The 17,642-nt window shown below is 42.1% G+C and carries 11 protein-coding genes; all 11 read right to left on the bottom strand.

The features are described 5' to 3' along the window. Positions 1 to 13 precede the first annotated feature (13 nt). The 11 genes from QZ574_RS10305 to QZ574_RS10255 all read right to left on the bottom strand — a co-directional run bounded on the left by QZ574_RS10305 (position 14) and on the right by QZ574_RS10255 (position 17,640). A complete protein-coding gene (locus QZ574_RS10305; RefSeq protein WP_297089401.1) occupies positions 14 to 1,426 on the bottom strand; it encodes a right-handed parallel beta-helix repeat-containing protein in 1,413 nt (470 codons plus the stop codon). A 9-nt stretch (positions 1,427 to 1,435) separates the two neighbouring features. Next, the gene (locus QZ574_RS10300; RefSeq protein ID WP_297089400.1) at positions 1,436 to 3,427 is read right to left on the bottom strand and encodes a glycoside hydrolase family 97 protein; all 1,992 of its coding nucleotides are present in this window, start codon (positions 3,425 to 3,427) and stop codon (positions 1,436 to 1,438) included. Between the two features lie 19 nt (positions 3,428 to 3,446). Further along, positions 3,447 to 5,042 (bottom strand): sialate O-acetylesterase, encoded by a 1,596-nt coding sequence (locus tag QZ574_RS10295; protein ID WP_297089399.1) that lies wholly within the window; start codon positions 5,040 to 5,042, stop codon positions 3,447 to 3,449. A 10-nt stretch (positions 5,043 to 5,052) separates the two neighbouring features. Next, positions 5,053 to 6,150, bottom strand: coding sequence for a glycoside hydrolase family protein (locus tag QZ574_RS10290; protein WP_297089398.1), 1,098 nt, complete (start codon positions 6,148 to 6,150; stop codon positions 5,053 to 5,055). A 3-nt stretch (positions 6,151 to 6,153) separates the two neighbouring features. Then, positions 6,154 to 7,584 carry a hypothetical protein gene (locus QZ574_RS10285; protein WP_297089397.1) on the bottom strand — a complete coding sequence of 477 codons (1,431 nt, stop codon included), beginning with the start codon at positions 7,582 to 7,584 and terminating at the stop codon, positions 6,154 to 6,156. Positions 7,585 to 7,701: 117 nt separating this feature from the next. Continuing rightward, positions 7,702 to 8,496, bottom strand: a complete 795-nt coding sequence (locus QZ574_RS10280; RefSeq protein WP_297089396.1) for a DUF1961 family protein — start codon at positions 8,494 to 8,496, stop codon at positions 7,702 to 7,704. Positions 8,497 to 8,525: 29 nt separating this feature from the next. Then, positions 8,526 to 10,880 (bottom strand): glycoside hydrolase family 95-like protein, encoded by a 2,355-nt coding sequence (locus QZ574_RS10275; protein ID WP_297089395.1) that lies wholly within the window; start codon positions 10,878 to 10,880, stop codon positions 8,526 to 8,528. After that, the gene (locus QZ574_RS10270; RefSeq protein WP_297089394.1) at positions 10,870 to 11,598 is read right to left on the bottom strand and encodes a GDSL-type esterase/lipase family protein; all 729 of its coding nucleotides are present in this window, start codon (positions 11,596 to 11,598) and stop codon (positions 10,870 to 10,872) included. Before QZ574_RS10270 ends, QZ574_RS10275 begins: the two co-directional genes overlap by 11 nt. Positions 11,599 to 11,643: 45 nt before the next feature. Continuing rightward, positions 11,644 to 13,122, bottom strand: coding sequence for a glycosyl hydrolase family 28 protein (locus QZ574_RS10265; RefSeq protein WP_297089393.1), 1,479 nt, complete (start codon positions 13,120 to 13,122; stop codon positions 11,644 to 11,646). Positions 13,123 to 13,137: 15 nt separating this feature from the next. Beyond that, positions 13,138 to 14,706 (bottom strand): glycoside hydrolase 43 family protein, encoded by a 1,569-nt coding sequence (locus tag QZ574_RS10260; RefSeq protein ID WP_297089392.1) that lies wholly within the window; start codon positions 14,704 to 14,706, stop codon positions 13,138 to 13,140. Between the two features lie 111 nt (positions 14,707 to 14,817). Continuing rightward, a complete protein-coding gene (locus QZ574_RS10255) occupies positions 14,818 to 17,640 on the bottom strand; it encodes a heparinase II/III family protein (RefSeq protein ID WP_297089391.1) in 2,823 nt (940 codons plus the stop codon). Positions 17,641 to 17,642: the final 2 nt, after the last annotated feature.

Here is a 17,642-nt window from a genome sequence, read left to right as displayed (position 1 = left end):
TTTTTAAACATCGTTAATCAGAAACTTTTTCCCCGATTGTATTTCGGACTATTTCCCCCTGGCTTTTCACATTAGCGTCCACTGTTCCTTTTAAAAGCAGAACTTTACAATGAGTTTGATTATTCAACTTAATATTCGTGGCATGTACACCCGAACGTTGATAAAATGCATAGCCATTAAGTGTTGACAATTCAATGTTGAAAGAATCAGGAATAAAATCAGGATTCGAGGTTTTTAAAATCACCTTATGTCCTGTTCCGTTTATGGCTGCCAATAGTTTATTGGCCTTTCCGTTCCGACTATCTAAAATTTCCAGTTCAACAAAAGCATTTTCCGCTTTTTTGTAGGGAATACAAAGCGCTTCCGCGTATCTGGCATTGGCGCTGCAATTGATTAAAGTGTCGTTGTTTCCCACGTTAAATCCAGCTGCTACACAATCGCGCACCTGGCAGTTAATTACCTTATCGCCCGAAGTGCTTAAGCCCGTACAAATACCACGACGCATTTGAAAAACAGTACAATCTTTTATTATTGTGTTTTTTGTTTTATGCCCATGATATTCAGGATACATGCGAATCCCATCTTCGCTTAAAGAAATTATTTCTCCTGGAAGAATTTTTCCATTTTCAGCAACCGTAGTTCCCTCGATGTAACCACCTTTACCGGCATAAAATTTTCTATCATAACCATAGCCCGACGTCTCAGCCAGCATTGCATCTGTTGTACGAAGCAGCCCATCAACGTGGCAGTCTTCTATTACCGTATTTTCAGCCCCTTGCAGAAAAATAGCATGCCCCATGGCGCGCATGTGAACTTTGCATGCAATTAGTTTTACATTTTTTGCAGGGTATCCTACACGAATACCATTCATTTTTCGCACATCGCCACCACCCAAACCATAAAGATAACCATATCCCCATGGACTTGAACCAGCAGTTCTTACTTCAACGTTCTTAAGGGTCACATCCTCACCCACAATATTGAAGATCTTGTTTTTGCTTTGTCTGCCGGGCAGATCACCGTAGGTCTCAATATACAAACCCTCCAACTTGACATTGTTCCCGGAAATTTCAATGGCACAGTACATGCTGTTTCCATCATCGCTTTTTTTCAGGTCGCTGCGGCTAAACAATTTGGTATCTACCATTAAACGCACTCCGCTTAAATCGAAATGCGAATTATTGCCTGTAAATCGCATAAACCGAATGTGTTCAGCATCATCGATTTGGTAATTACCAGCTTTCAAACGAACTTTCGTATCATTTTTACCCATATAACGATACAAATCAGCAATGTTATCTAGTAAGATAAAACCATCTTCCTGAATACTTTCAACCTGAGCTCGACACGAAGTCCCAATTATAAAGCATCCTATAACAAGCAAAAAATAGGACTTCAATTTTAATACTTTATCTCTTCTATTCATCTATATTCCTTAGTTTACTGCTTTAATATGCATGGTAAAACCATTATTTGCTTTTACATCAAATGACATGGAACTAGCTGCATTCAATTCTTTCTCTTCAATTTTAACACGAGTGCGTGTTTCTACCGTTTCATCGTCGGTGTATATTTTTGCTGAATAGTTTTTACCTTCTGTTAAAAATGAAAAGTCGAGATCAACAGTACGCGCCGTTTCTCCATTTATTCCGCCAATCCACCAGTCGTTTCCTTTACGGCGGGCAATTACACCAATTTCTCCTATTTCGCCAACCAGCACTTTTGTCTCATCCCAAACAGTAGGCACATTGTTAAAGAATTCAAGCTCTGGCTCGTTGCCAATGGTGTTGGTATTGCCCCAAAGTGCATCGTCTTTTACAGGTGCAGCAGGTGCTTTATCGTACCAATACAAAAACTGGAGCGGGCTAAAAATACAAACCGTTTTTGCCAGCTGCGAAGCGTGCGAACCCATTTTTTCTACACGACTGTTGTAATAACAAACCGTGTTGTCGGCAGCTCCGGCCAGCGAACGGGTGAACATGGTAATTAGCGTATGGCTGTTTGGCACGGTTTCCTCATCGCCACGAATGCCTTCCTGGGTCAAGAGATTGGGATAGGTTCTTGAAAAACCGGTAGGCCGGTATTCGTCGTGAATATCTATCACCATTTTGTGTGCAGCTGTTTTTTTCACAGCCTCGTGCATCCAGGTCGTGGCATTTTGGTCGCCTACGCGCACAAAACCATATTTTATGCCGGCAATGCCCCACTCCTGAAACAAGGGCAAAATATCGTCTAATTGTTTCTCCAGTGCACGACGGTTTACGTACAACATTACTTTAACACCTTTTTCTTTAGCGTAGGCCGTTATAGCTTCGATATCGAAAGGCCCTTTCGAACGTTTTGGATCGAGGGTTACCGTTGTTGCATCGGATGCATTGTCCATTTCATTTCCGTACCAGCCGGCATCGAAATGCACATATTGCATGTTGTGGCTTGCCACAAAATCGATGGCAGCAAAGCCTCCCTGAGTTGTAAGTGTTCCTTCGCGTAATACTTTACCGGGTGTAATCCACGATTGATCTTCAATTTCGCTCGGAGGATTTAAGTTTTGAAGAATGTAATTGTTTTCCAGCAGTTCTCCGTAACTTTCTCCCATCATTACCACACGCCAGGGTGATTTAAATGGAAGCTTCATTTCAACTTTGGCACCTTCGCTACGTTCATTTTCAACCGCACCGCTTACCAGGTCTTGTTTGGTGTCTATTATTTTTCCATCCAAACTAGAAACGATGCTGTTTTCGAGCTGTTTACCTGCATCAAAACTCAAACGGGCATAATCCACCAACCGGGCTTCGGCCAGTGCAATTTTAACATCATCTGCAATTTCCACAAGTAATGGTCTTTCGCAACCTACTTTTAGTTCCGACAAAGGAATTTTGTTGATTTCGCCCTGTGCTGTTAACTTTCGTGGTTTTCTTTCCGGAGTTGACCAAACCGAATGGTTTTCAGCAAACTGGTATGTAATCAGTTCATCATCGATTTTAATCTCGGTAAGATTATTTTGAGCCGGCACTTCGTAGGCAAAAGCAACACCTTCGTTATAGGCACGGCAAATCAAATTAAGTTTTGCAGTTTCGCTTTCCAAATAAATTTTTACTTCGTTGTAGTTATCGGGCACTGTGCTAAGTTCTCCCAAATTGGTTGTCCATTCGTTTTGAACAGCTTTTTCTTCAATATTTGAAACTGAAAAAGGTTTACTGAAATCAATATCCTGCGATTTAATTTCAATTGACGACGGCAAAATAATTCTATGGTCGCCATATTTTACCGAAAATGTGATTTGTCCACTTTCTGTTTTTTCATATGTTGGAAAAACGGTCAGCTTTTTCTGTCCATTGGGAGATTGCACTATAATTTCGTTTTGCGAATTACAAGCCGATACTATTAGTGTGATTGATAGTAAATAAAAGAGTCTTCTTAATTTCATTTTGTTCTTGTTTATTTTTCTATTCTTCAGTTGTAAATACTGCCGCGGGCAATCCATTTCTATTATATAAATTTGCTCCTTCCGGATTCGATGACCAGGCATAACGCACAGCAACAGGTTTATCAATATTCGGATTTGAAACTTCAATTTTATCTTTGGCTATTATCTTCGCTTCAGCAGGTTTCCAGCTTCCGTTTTCGTCTAAAATTTCAAACCAGCTTAATGGTTCGTCCACTTCTTTTGTAGGATAATAAAGATGTTTATTGCCCACCATTAAACCTTTGCCTGCGTCCTTAAATTCAACAATCATTTTGTTGCCAACAACTTTCGAGCTTTTATAAAGTGGGCCATTTGCCACAAGTTCAGTAATCCCATAATCATTCTTTAAGGCCAACATCGACAGACGAATTCCGGCATCCATTTTATTGTGTGGGTGCACGTCTTTTGCTTCGCCGATGTCGTATAAAACTGCCATGCCCGTATTAGGCAGCTCCAGTCCGCGTCGCAGGTGGTCGTTTACCATTGCCCATCCATTATCCGAACGTTCATCGGGAACTTCGTAGGCGGCAAGTTGAGCCCAATAGAATGGAAAATCGCCTTGACCCCATTCTTCTCGCCAACTGTTAATCATTAGCTTAAAATATTTTTCGTACTCCTCTTCTTTAAAATGGGAATTACCTTCGCCCTGATACCAAACCACACCGTTAATTGCAAAAGGAACAATTGCCGATATCATTCCGTTATACAAGGTTGCCTGTACCTGTTTGTTTTTTAAAGGATGTGTTCGAGGATAAGGTCGGTTTGTTTTTTTACCACCATCTTTCCAAGCCTGAAACCTGCGTTGAAAGGAAGTGTCTACGTAACTCTCGGCATCGCCAAGTTCGGCAATTTGTTCCTTTATCTTTATCCGGCTTTGCTCAAAGTATGCCTTTAACTCCTCATCCGATTTATAAGCCTCTTCCGAGAGCCAGGGTTGAATTCGGGTACCTCCCCACGAGCATTCAACAATGCCAACCGGCACATTTAAGTGTTTGCGTAACTCTTTGGCAAAGAAATAACCGGTTGCTGTAATTTTTCCAATTTCATCAGGATTTACGCTTCTCCAGTTTGCTTCAAAGTTTTTCTTCTTTTCGAAAACCGATGGCGTTTGTGGCACCTCAATGTGCCTTATCAATGGGTCGTTGGCCGTTACCACTTCGTTGCGCATAAATTCTACCAGTGGTTGGTATTTTTCTTCGCGGGCATCATTTACAAATTTCTCCATGGCAAAATCCATGTTCGATTGCCCGGTACACAGCCACACTTCTCCTGCTAAAACATCTTCTAAAACAATCTTATTTTTCCCCGTAACTGCAATTTGAAACGGGCCTCCTGCTTTTGGGGTTTTTAGCATAACCCGCCAGGTACTATCGGTTTTAGCAGTGGTTTCCGCTTTTGCTCCCCAGCTGGCTTCAATGGTAATTTTTTCCATTGGGTTGGCCCAGCCCCAAACTGGAATTTCAGTGTCTTGCTGCACCACCATTCGGGTGGCAAACAAAGCGTTTAATTTTACTTCGGCCGAAATAATTTGAGGTAAAATAAATACCAAAAAGAAAAGAATATATTTTGTATTCATAATTTCTGTTTTATTTATTCTTATTCAGTGGAATAACCATATTCCACGTTTTGGTCCCGTTTCCAAAACCCCCGGGGCCATCCATAGTGGCAAAAAACAAATGAGTTGGCTCCCCATTTTCAACCAGAACAAAAACACGCTCTAATTGTCCCTGTTGAATGGTTTTTCCATTATCCCATTTCACCTTTTTGGTGTAGGCCAATGGAGTTTTATCAATTTCCCAGTTAATACCATCTTTAGAGTGAGCCAGAATCCCATCGTGTTTATGACCGGAAATCTGACCGCGTTGGTCTTTTGCCAGCATGTGGTAGCCATTTTTATCGCTCCACAGGTGAGGATCTTCTACTTCTCCAAATTGATCAATTGAAAAGAGGGGTTCATTCCCCATTACCGTATATTCTCCATCATACGATGGGGCTGTAGCCACTCCAATTGACATATCGGAATGTGAAATGCCATCCTCTTTATACCCGCGTCCTTTAAACAATAAAACAACCGAGCCGTCTTCCTTAATAAGTGGCGAAGGATTGGAGGTTAAAAAGCTATAAAACGAATTTGGTTTAACATCCAAAATCGGCGCATCAAGCCTTTCCCATGGCCCGTTCGGACTTTTTGAGGTAGCCACGCCAACACGTTTTCCCCATCGTGCGGCAATACACCATTTGCTCGATAAGGTTAATTCATCAGCATTCTCTTCGTCAACTTCTTCAAAGGGATGTGTTGACCCCATGTAGTACAAAATATATTCGTCATTATACTTTACGATTTTAGGATTATGGCACGAACGTCCATCCCAGAATTGTGCACCACGGGCTCCAAGGGCTACATCTTTAAAATCATAAGGCCCTTCAGGGGTATCAGATACCGCGTGTACAATTTCCGAGGCAATCATCCACCCCGGGTGGAATTTTAAATACTTCGGCCAGCGCGAGGCGTACATATGATACTTGCCATCGTCGCCTTTTATTACCGAACTTCCCCAAACCCAATAGTCTTCCATTTCGAGTCCGCCATTAACAGGGGCGGTACCAAGCTTACTAAAAATACTGTTTTGGGCGCCTGCAACTTGCACCGCAATAAGGAAAAGTATAAAGACAATCGTTTTCATTTTCTATTTATTAATTACTACTGAATTGATTGATGTTGGCTGCAAGTCGATAAGAATGGTAGTATCACCTACCTTTACATTTACGGTTTTTGCTGTTTCTTCCGGATTATAAACCATAAGCATTACCCGCCCGTCAGCTAATTGAAAAGCCAACTGATTTTCGCCTTCCGACTTTAACAAATGGTCGCCCGGCTGAACAAAATGCGACAAGTGTTTAAACAGGTAAAACTCGTCGGTATAAGTAAGCTCTTTAGATTGAGAATCGATTACCACCATTGAATTTTGCGGCCATCCCCAGGCACTTTTCCCGGTTTCATCCAGCACCATATTCCAGTACATGTACGAACCGGCTCCGTTGCCGATGTAGTGCATCATATCTTTCCACGAACGCTCTACCGAAGTCCAGTCATTTTCGTGCTCGCCACATTTATTTTCGGTTTGCATCAACTTAATATTCTTGTATTCTTTATTAATTGTAGGAATAGAGCGTGCGCCACCCCACTGGAAACCAACACCAGTAATGTATTTCTGAGCCGTTTTGTGGTCCAATATGGTTCTTACATATTGAGGATCTCCGGCATTTACGGTACCCAACCAAATTTCGGCCTTTAAACCATCGTTTTCAAACTGAGGTCCTAAAAATTCGCCAATAAAGTAAGCCATGTCTTCGGGGCGCCAGGTACAGCTTGGCCAGTTGGGTTGAAAGGCCACTTCGTTTTGAGGTTGGATGGCACACAAGGGAACACCTTCCTTTTCGTAAGCCTGAACAAATTTAGAGAAATACAGGGCGTAAGCCTTTAGGTACCTTTGTTGCATTTTAAAGGCGGTTGCATTGTTAAATATTTGAGCTCCCTCAACCATTTTGTTTCCAGCCAATGCATTCCCAAATTCACCACTGCGCATGGCGTAGTGCTCATTCACTTTCATCCATGCCGGTGGCGACCATGGCGAAGCCCAAACCAACAGGTCGGGGCGTACTTTTAATGCCTCTTTGATGAAGGGAATCAGGATAAATTTGTCGCGGTCGATGTTAAAATCGCGCATGGCAAAGTCTTCGGGCACATCGTTGCTCGAGTAGTAACTCAAGGCATAATCGCTGGCTCCTAAAGGAATGCGACACATGGAAAAGTTACATCCATCCTCAGAAAAAAGGGCCTTAAAAATCTCGTTCTGCTTTTCTTTTGGCAGGGCCTGAATAGCAGTCCAACCCAACTCGTTAAAAGCACCGCCAACGCCGTCAATCACCTGAAGCTTTTCATCGGTGTAAACGGTAATATCGGCCACATCGCCAGATTTTTCCGTCTTAGCTACTTTTTTTGCATCTACCCAACGCTCGTTTGGGGTTGTGTAGATTACATTTACTTTTTGTGCGTAAACAATGTTGATTGCCAATAATAGGATGACTGTTAATGTAAATTGTATTTTAGTATTCATTTTATTCTTAGTTGGTTTTCATTTTCGTGTATCTAATTCTTCGCTCAGCCTTTTCAAACCTAATATTTCGTCATTCTGAGCATAATGCAATGGAGCAAAGAATCTTTTCAATTCATTTTATTTCGTCCACACTTTAAAATTCTTATACCTAGCCGAACGGGTGTACATATGCCGCAGACCAATGCGTCCTTCGGTTGGCGATTGTCCATCAGCTAAATCCCACGAATACAACTTTTCATCACCGTTTCCTTTGACCTTGAAATACAACTTCGAATCGGTTTTAAGTACGGTTATTTTGTATGTTACATTGGGCAAAAACAAGCCTGTTTTAAAGTATGCCGGAAGAATCTCTGTATCTTTAAATTTCTCCTGTGTCTCAGTCGGATATTTTCGTACGCGGATGTAATCATTTTCCGGGTCTTCGTTTACCATCGGGAAAGCGGCATAACTAATGTGCAGCGGATCCATGTAGAAATAATATTTCCACATATTGGCCGTATCGCGGTAGGCGTTCCATTCGGTGATGTCGGCCCCTTTACCCTCTTTGCCAATGCCCTGCGCCTGAATATACAGGATGTTTACATTTACAATCTGGCTGTCAGTGCGGGTGTAGTCGTATTCCATTTTAATGTCGCCCTCGAACGATTGTTTTGTCCAAAGGACGGTGTGATGCGCATCGTCGCGATTTACCGGGCCGGCAATTAAATCCATGCCTTTTTCGTCTTGCTCAACCACTGAGATAAGGCCATCTTTAAACCAGTTTTGCTGCCAGTTTTCGGTGCAGTCGTCTTCAAATTGGAGTTGCCAGGCTTTTGATTTGTTTAGGCCGGCAAAGTCGGTTGGTTCTTTTTGTTGACAACTTATGGCTGCAAAGAAAACAGCCAGTATTGCTAAAATTTGATTTGACTTCATATTTATTCTTTTCATGCTGATTTTGCTTATTAATACTCATACTCCGGAACCGGGTAAACCATTTCCTCTTCGTAGTTCATTCCCTTTTTTACGCCGTACAAATTAATTTCTTCAACATTGTGCTGAACAGGTTTTAGCTGTGGTTGAACTTCAGGCGAAGGAGCTACAATAATTTCCTGTCCTGCTGCCAAAGCGATTTCAAATTCGCCATCAGCTATTTTTGTCATTCTAACTTTTCCGTTTCCGCCAATTTGTATGGCTTCATTCCACCCCGGCACTTTAAGCACACAGGGATGGCCGACCTCACTTTTGATTTTTACCCAGGTTGTTTTACTGTTCTCGCGGGCAGCACTCACCAGGAAACCGCCTTGTGCCCTGAGATCGTTAAAAGAAGCCTCTTCCCAGGCATCGGGAACAGCAGGGAATATCCTTATTTTATTGCCCCAGCTTTGCAGCAAAAATTCCATAATTGCAGCGGCTCCACTCAGTGGTGTTTCAATTACCGGGTTGCGCCCCCAGCCTTCCATATAAAAAGTATTGGGTAGCAACAATGCACTTCCTTTGCCAATTTGTTTGGTTAAAAAATGCTGCATAATTCCATAGGCATCGTTTCCGCGACCAAGGGCATTGTACAACGAAGCTGCACCTGTGTAAGAATAACCTGCTAAACCTTTTCCATCCTCAATTTTATGCCAGTGTACTACCGATTTATCAACCAGCGCCATATCTTCGGGCGAATCGGGGTCGAGTTGGAACAGCGGATACAAAGCCAGTAAATGCGAGTAGTGGCGGTGCGACATGTCAACCGGCTGGCTGCTGCCAATCATTAAGCCATTTTCATCAATGGGGTACGGAATTAAATCTTCAAGCGTTTGTTTCCACTTCTCAACTTCTGCCAGATTGGTTCCGGCCTTTTCGTTCGATTCGATTAACGTATTTAACAACCAGCGCAAAATGGCCAGATTATAGTTGGTGTTTTCAAACTTTTCAAAGCCTTTGTACTCGGGCGAGCCCATGGCAATTAATTCAATCTTGCCGTTTTCGTTTCTGATTTGTTTGCCTTCGTAAATTTTAGCCACATCCATGGCCTTGGGTACCCATTTGTTTTGAATAGATTCCCAGTCGCCTTTGTAGCTGTAAATAAGCCAGTAGTTGTGTAAAGCCCAGGCATAATCGCCGAGTGTTGAACCACTAAAGCGGTTTTTAAGCATGGCATCGCCATAATCGTCGATGAGTTTTATGTAGTTTTCGGCCAATTCCAAATGATTACTTGTATTGAAAGGCCAGTAGGTTAACTGCACATTCAGATTCCACCAAAGGCCGGGCCACGAAGTTACTTTCAGAAACGGGCCATTTAAATCGAGTGCCGGGCCGTCGGCGCGCGAACAGGCCGCCATTTTGTACAACTGAATCCAGTAAAACGATTCCATACGTCCGTCGGGAATGGATAAAAATGATTTTTGGAAAAAGCTGTGCCACCAATCACGGTGTATTTTTTCAACTTCGGTAAGTGTTGTCGACGCCGCATCGTTAACCGTTTTTCCGGCCACAACTTCCGATTTCCCGCTTGCCGGAATTTCGTTGGCTGTTGACAAATACATGGTTGATGCCGACTCAGAACTTTCTACTTCTTTCCAAACCGTGGCATAATCGCCACCGGCATTTAACGTTTGTACGCAAACATTTAAATCACCATTCTTAGAAACCACGGGTTTGGGATTCAACTCAATATCAGGGTAACTTTCGGGTTTGGCCAGGGCACGTGGAGAAATTGGATTTCCGGCTTTCCATTCCCAGGTATAATCTGCTGTTTTACCATCCTGCTTTTCAGTTGAGCTTACTTCAATCACATTCAGCATACGGTTGTATGGCGTAAATGCACGAAAAGTAAGTTCGCCCAAATCGGTAATTATTGTCCCTCTAACTTCTGCATTCCACAGGTGCTGACGCACTTTTATTTTCTGAATTTTACCCGCAGGGCGCAGGTACATTCTACCAATATCGAGGCGCGAAAAATCCATAAGGTTGGCGCCTTTCACCCCCATCGATGTTTTTTTGTTGGGAGCTTTGCGATGGTCGGTAACGTCTTGTCGCCCCATATGAAAATCCAAACGATTGTCTTTCATTGTGGCGTAAATCATCATACCTACCTGCCCGTTTCCCGTAAAAGCACCTTCGTTCCATTGCAGGGGTGTTTCTTCCCAAACCAGGTCGTGCTGTGCCATAAATTCGGGCCAGTTAATGTTGTTTTCTATCGTTTTGGTTTTTTGGGTGCACGACAACAGTGCGAACACAAACAATAAAACAATACTAAGGGGTTTACTTTTTTTAACCCGTCTGGCAACTACCTTAACGGCAAATCTCGAAACTAATTTAGTTTTCATAATAGGTTGTTATTGCATTTTGTAAATAAGCAGGGTACGTTTCCCCTTCAGCTGTTCCGCTTCCTTTTACTTTCGAGCCAAAGGTTATGGAGTCGCCAAAACACAGCACCTTATCGCCTTTTTCAAGCAGTTTCTTCTTTTTCAGAAACTGAAACACATTTTCAGCAATAAAATGATAGCCCAATGCTGTTGGGTGAACACCATCGCGGTAACCGCTGTTTTTCGGATTCATGATAAACAAGTCGGTGTTATGCTGTGGCAGGTTTAAATTACTGAATTGCTGATAAATATCGACAAAGTGGACATTTTGCTTCCGGGCAGTTTTTGCTATAATTTGTCGGGCCGAATCCAGCTTTACATTGGGCACCGAGGCAAATAGTTTTCTGACGTGCCGCTCAAAAAGGTAGCTTGAATCAGCAGGAGGCGGAGCCATTAAAACCACTTCAGCCTTGTTTTGCTTTAGTGTTTTAACAATTTCATCAAGATTGGAGGCATACTGTTCATACGAATTCATTTTTTTCGAATTGAGCATATCATTGGTACCCACCATTACAATCACCAAATCTGGTTCTTGCTGCAGTACATCCTTCTCAATACGTGCCAATAAATCGCTGGTTGAGTTTCCCCCCACACCGGCATTTATTACCTGTGCCTGGCTATTTACCGTTACCAGCACTATTAATCCGATCAACCAAATTAGCTTTTGCACTGCTTTCATCTTTTATTTCTCCCTTACAAAAGGTTTTCAGGGCAGTTACTCAATTTATTTATAACTTACATTTTTTACAAAAATATTTTTTGTTACTTGCTCTGCTTCAACCGGTTTGCCGTCGAGCACAACATTTTCAAAACGCACTCCTTCAATCGTATGTTCTTCGTCAAATCCCACCAGTTCCATACTGGCATGGTTCCGTATTATATAAGGTTTCCAGTCGGAGCCATCCTGAAAACCGGTAAGTGTAGTATCGATGGGTGCCGAGGTGGCTGTAATGTTTTTAAAAACCACATTTCTGATGTTTCCGCGTTCTTCGGTTTCAGTCCAGCGGGTTTTACCAATCCAGCACGAAATCAATCGACGCGCTTCTTCAATCCGAATATTATCGAAAGTAACATCGCTTATTAATGCATCATCGCAATGGTACACCCGAAGTGCCGTTTCACGCCCCACGTCATGTATCACATCACAGTCTTCAAACAAAACATTGCTTACATTTTCGCGAATTTCGGCACCAATACTTAAGGAATGTGCCAGTTCGTTCCACACCACACATTTGCGGGTATGGATGTTTTTTACCTCGCCACGCCCTTCGAACGATTTTATCACCACTGCATCATCGAACGTACGCATGAAGCAATTTTCCACCAACACATCGCGCGTATTGGAAATATCAACGCCATCCGAGTTACCACGCCAACCAAAAATCTTGATATTATCTACATGCACACTGTCAGTGCTTTGAATAGGGATCGTCCAGTGGCTGGGATCAAAAATGGTAACACCTTCAATCCTTAGGTTTTTTGAATGTTGTGCAAAAATGGTGTATCGTCTTTTCGACCTTGGAACAGCAGCCTGGTCGATGATACCCCTTCCGCGAAGGGTTATGTTTTTGCCTTCGAGAAAAAAAGTAGGCGGATTCCGCTTTCTTCCGCGCAATGTCACTTCTTGCTCATCGTCGTTCATTTTGCAACGAAGGTAAGCCCCACCGGCAATGTAAACAGTCGTATTATCACCAACTTTAACGTTTGTAACATCATGAAGGCCGGGGCCAAAATAGACGACATTTGGATCGTCGGGATTCGGAACATCCTTTTCAAAGGGATTGGCCAGAATATGAAGCGACTCGTGCCATTCGCCGTTTACTTCAATGGTTAAATGCCCTGGTTCATCCAGCTTAAACGTAACTTTATTCCCATCAATCTGAGGTATAATTCCATAAGATGTAGGCAGGATTTTTGCCGAATCGACAGCCTCCGGATAATTTACAGCCACCGTGATGCTTTCATTCATATCGAATGACGCAACGGATGCCAATCCAGGTTCACTGCGCGATTGGGTTAATCGGGGGATCGAAGTAAGAGGCGGAATTTTTGTTGTATAAACCGGAACCTGTGTCCCTTCCACTTCCACCTGAAATTTTTTAGATAGTTCGATACCCTCAGGTGCCGGATATATCTTAACCTGCTTTGTGCATGAACTTGCAAACAAAGCTATAAAAACAAATAAAATGGATATTATTCTCATTATCATGTGAATTAACTATTCTACTCTAAACCAATCAAAATTACCGTAACCATTACTTTCTGCCATATTTGGATTTACACTGAACAAGCCAAGTTTTGCGCCAATCCAAACCCCTTCTTTAGCTCTAAAACCCTCACCGATTTCCTTGTAAACCTCGCCGTCCAAACTGTATTCGTACACTCCCTGGTAATCATCGCCAATTTTCACTCTCAGGTAAACAGTTTCAGTTTCTAATTCAATACTTTCGGCTACCCGGGCAATTCCATCACACTTATCATTATCGCCTTTCACCATTTCCAGCGTCGTGCCATTTTCTGTTTTTACCATTTGCAGGGCCGTCCATTTTTTACCCATAACAACCAGACCACTTTTATCGCCAACTAAATCTCCGTTAAAAGTTAATTTGGTGGTGGCCGTGAATTTTGGCGCTGGAAATTTTTGCAACAATAAATTGGGAACGTACCATAAGTTTCCTTCTTTGGTAATATTCTGCAGCGCATTCAACCTTAGGTGGCCTTCGCTCATTGTGTACCAATCGTCTTTGGGATTGGCATGCCATTGCCACTGCAACCCGAATTTTTCAGCGTTAAACTCATCGGTGGTTTGCGGAATTTTCACGGGATATTTTTTACCCACATCCGGCATTTTATATTTAGTTAAAGGCTCGCCAATACCGTCATTATTCAGGTCTTCGCCCATCATTGGCCATCCATCAATCCATTCGGCTTTATTCAGGTGTACAATTCGTCCATTCGGCTTAAGTTCCTGAAAATGGGCGAACCATGCTTCTCCGGATTCCAACTCAACCAATCCGCCCTGATGAGGGCCGTTGATTTCGGTGTTACCCTGGTGCAAAACGGTTTTACGCTCGTAGGGCCCGTAAATATCTTTAGACCTTAGAACCGTTTGCCACCCCGGCCCCACACCACCAGCAGGAGCCAAAATGTAGTAGTATTCATTTTTCTTTAGGAATTTCGGCCCTTCGATGGTTGGATCATTTTCGGTGTCGCTATAAATCAATTTACCATTGTCGAGCAGCGTTTTACCATCCGGACTCATTTTGTGCAGAATCAGATCGTTGCCACATAATTTGCTGCGAACCAGGTAGGCGTTGCCATCCTCGTCCCAAAGCGGACAAGGGTCTTCCCAAAGTTCGGTTTCAACAACATGTGTCAGCTCCCAGGTATTTTTCGGATCATCGGTAGTGGCCATAAACAAACCATCGTAAGGCGTACAAAAATACACGTAGAATTTCCCTTCGTGATAACGGATGGATGGTGCCCAACACCCTTGCCCGTGAGCCGGTTTATCGTATTTTTCGAGTGGCAGTTTTTGGTAAACGTGGTTAATAATTTCCCAATTTACCAGGTCTTTCGAATGTAAAATCGGGATTCCCGGCATGCAGTTAAAACTTGAAGCCACCATGTAAAAGTCGTCTCCTACCCTTATCATATCCGGATCAGAGTAATCCGCATAAATAACAGGATTTTTAAAGTTGCCGTTTCCTAAATCGGGAATCCATTGCTGAGCCGAAACCGTTGCAACAATTAATTGCAGTAAAATAATTTGTAAGCTTTTCTTCATTCTATTAGAGTTAGTTGCTATTTACTGATTTGTTCTTCAAAGCTGCGTAATCAATCATCCGTTTTTGCAAATAGGCCGGATGCGTCTAGTCTTGTGAATCAGCGCTTCTTTCTATTTTATTGTTGTGTTTATTGAAATTTCATGAAAATTGGTTGGTGGCACTTTAAAGGCCACAACGTTTTCTCCGTTTATTTCACTACGTTCTCCATAAATTTGTGTAAACCCGATATTCAAGATCACATCTCCTTTTTCATAAATATCGGGCACCGTTAACAAAATGGCATCATCATTTGCTAAAGCCATTTGCTCGCCGGTAACCAAGGTGGCCGAACCCGATCTTTTCCCAAGTATTTCAATGGAATAACCATTAATACTCATTTCTTTTCCTGCTCCGATAAATAGCGTCGTTGAATTTGCTTCCTCGGTTAACACCGCAAAAGTTCCGGTAAAATCAATCCGGTTGTGAGAGAACGAATCGAACCTATCCGATGAAAACACAAAGTCTGTCCGATCAGTTTTGCTATCAATTCGTAAGCCTACAAAACCTGAACGCCCGCCATTAAGCGTAAACGGTTTTACCGACGTAATGGTAGCAGGCTCTTTTGCTGTTGAGGGCTCATACACTGCCACAAAAGGTTTGTTCCAGGCTTCGCCATATTGTCTCACCACGGTTGTTAGCAATGGTGCTTTTTCCAGCTTTTCAGGAAGAATTTTTCTGAAAGCTTCCGGGTGTGGCGATTTCACTTTAAATAGTTCTCGATTTTCACTTCCATTCATCCACATATTCATCTGTACAACCTGGTTGTTGATTGATAAGTTATAGGTGGCTTTAAACGGATTGTCAATTTTTAACGATGCTTCATCAAACAAATAATCGTAAGCTTTTATGTTGCCCGACTCCGAATTCAGTTTTGATGAAGACTCCAGTGTTAAAGCCTGATCATCAACAGTTGCAAACTGCAAATCCTGCCCCAAATTATGATAGAAATAATCGTGATAATCAGCATCGTCTGCCTTTTTTGTTTTTGATCTGAAAATATCGATATAATAGCCCGAGGTTTCACCTGTTCTGATAATTCCCATCACCCTGTTTTGATCGGCATCGGTGCTTGGTTCGTTAAAATACAGGTCAGAAAAGCTGATATTCGGATAATACCCTGATTTTCTTTCGGAAGCGGGATACAGCGCATTTACTTCGAAGGCATAATAACTGCGCATTTTATTGTATTGCGATTTCCCGTTTACCGAAACAGTATTGTGTGCAGGGAACTGTGAATAATACTCATTATAATCGGGCTGGTAATAACTCGATCCCCTACCGCTTTCGGGAGCCAAAATATATCCTTTTCCGTATAGTTCCATTGCTATACCATTTGAATGTGCATGGTTTCCCAGCGACCCTGCTTGCGAAATCATCAACCCGTTATTCTCATTCATTCCGTTTCGTAAAACCAGCCAACTAACACTTGGGGCATAAAAGGAGGCTGTGGTATAATCCGATAAATCGGCCGCATCAATTCCGGCATCCAGCTCTACTCTGGAATTATAAAGCAACTCATTGAACGCATTTTTCGACTTACCGGAGTTTAACAATTCTGCTTTATCATGAATCATAAAAAGCATCGCAGTATACTTCTCTTCCTGTTCCCTTTTGTTAAAGATTTGAGCGTTGCTAATCAAATCTAAAAACGGTGCGGTTTCCAATTCTCCATAATGAGAATCGCCAAAAGCCACAATGCTTTTATTCGGATACAAATACTGCGGCATAACCTCCACCGCCTTATTCACAACCGGCATTTGAGGCATGACATCAATCTCCAATGCTTCCTGAATAATCCGGGCCAATTCTGTATATGCTTTGGCCACACTTAAAGCATAGCCCGAAGAACATTCATTCCAAACGCCGTTATTCGCGTCGTAACTGTAATTCAGCACATCTAAAACCGACCATTGCCTGGCTTCCGATTCGTTAAAAACACGATTCAAGTAATGCTGACATCCTTTACCATCTTCATAAGCGCTGTTATCATCAAGAACCAAAGCAATTTCAATTACTTTATTGGCCTGGTGTAAATTCCAATTGTTATCTGGAACACCATTTTTAATAATTATTTCGGCCAGTTTTTTTAAAGAAGTGGTGTAAATATGGTTTTTCTCACTATAATTTTCCTGAATGTAATCGTATAAAAAATCATAACACTCAGCCAGTTCATCAACAATATTCTCTTTGATAACCTGAAAAGATGTTAAACCGATTACGTTTTGCTCTTTCCCGTTATTTAAGTCAACCGGTTCGTTTCTGTAATACAAACCATGTGTGTAAACATCAAATAAATGATGAGCCAGGCGGGCATAATCTTCATCTTTTTCAACAAAATAAACCAAGGCTGCATCACGCGCAATTTTCATGATGTTTTCATTGGTATTTTCAATTATACGCCCCGTTTCCCGGGGATGAACCCATTCCCATCTATTCGTCTCTTTGTGCTGCAGATAAAGCCCCCTTTCATCCTCTGAATAAGGTTTGATATCTTCTAATTTTGGGGTTTTATAATCGGTTACGTAATCACGTTGCCCGGTAAAGCGAACCGTTGGAACCGGTGCTTTTCCTGTAGAATGCGAATAATATTTGCTATCAACAAAAACATCGGTAGCATGGCTACGCCAATACATTTGAAAACGGGATGACAACCATTCCGGATCTGATTTATATTGCTGAACGTATTTTGATATTGAACTTTTAATCTTTTCGTAATCCCTTTTTACTGTAGCACAGCTATCTATTTGTTGCAATATCTTCTCTTTGGATACAGAAGATGAAATAAGCCTGGGGTGTTCCCGCTCAATTTTTTCGGGGAATACAAATTGGGCATAAGAAACCTGGCCAGGCAATAAAAAAAGGATTACAATATAAAAGCCAACTACGTTCTTCATTT

Origin of the sequence: uncultured Draconibacterium sp., from assembly GCF_913063105.1 — a bacterium.
Taxonomy (GTDB): domain Bacteria; phylum Bacteroidota; class Bacteroidia; order Bacteroidales; family Prolixibacteraceae; genus Draconibacterium.
The sequence above is the reverse complement of the archived record's forward strand: the minus strand, read 5'-3'. Positions and strand labels throughout refer to the sequence as shown.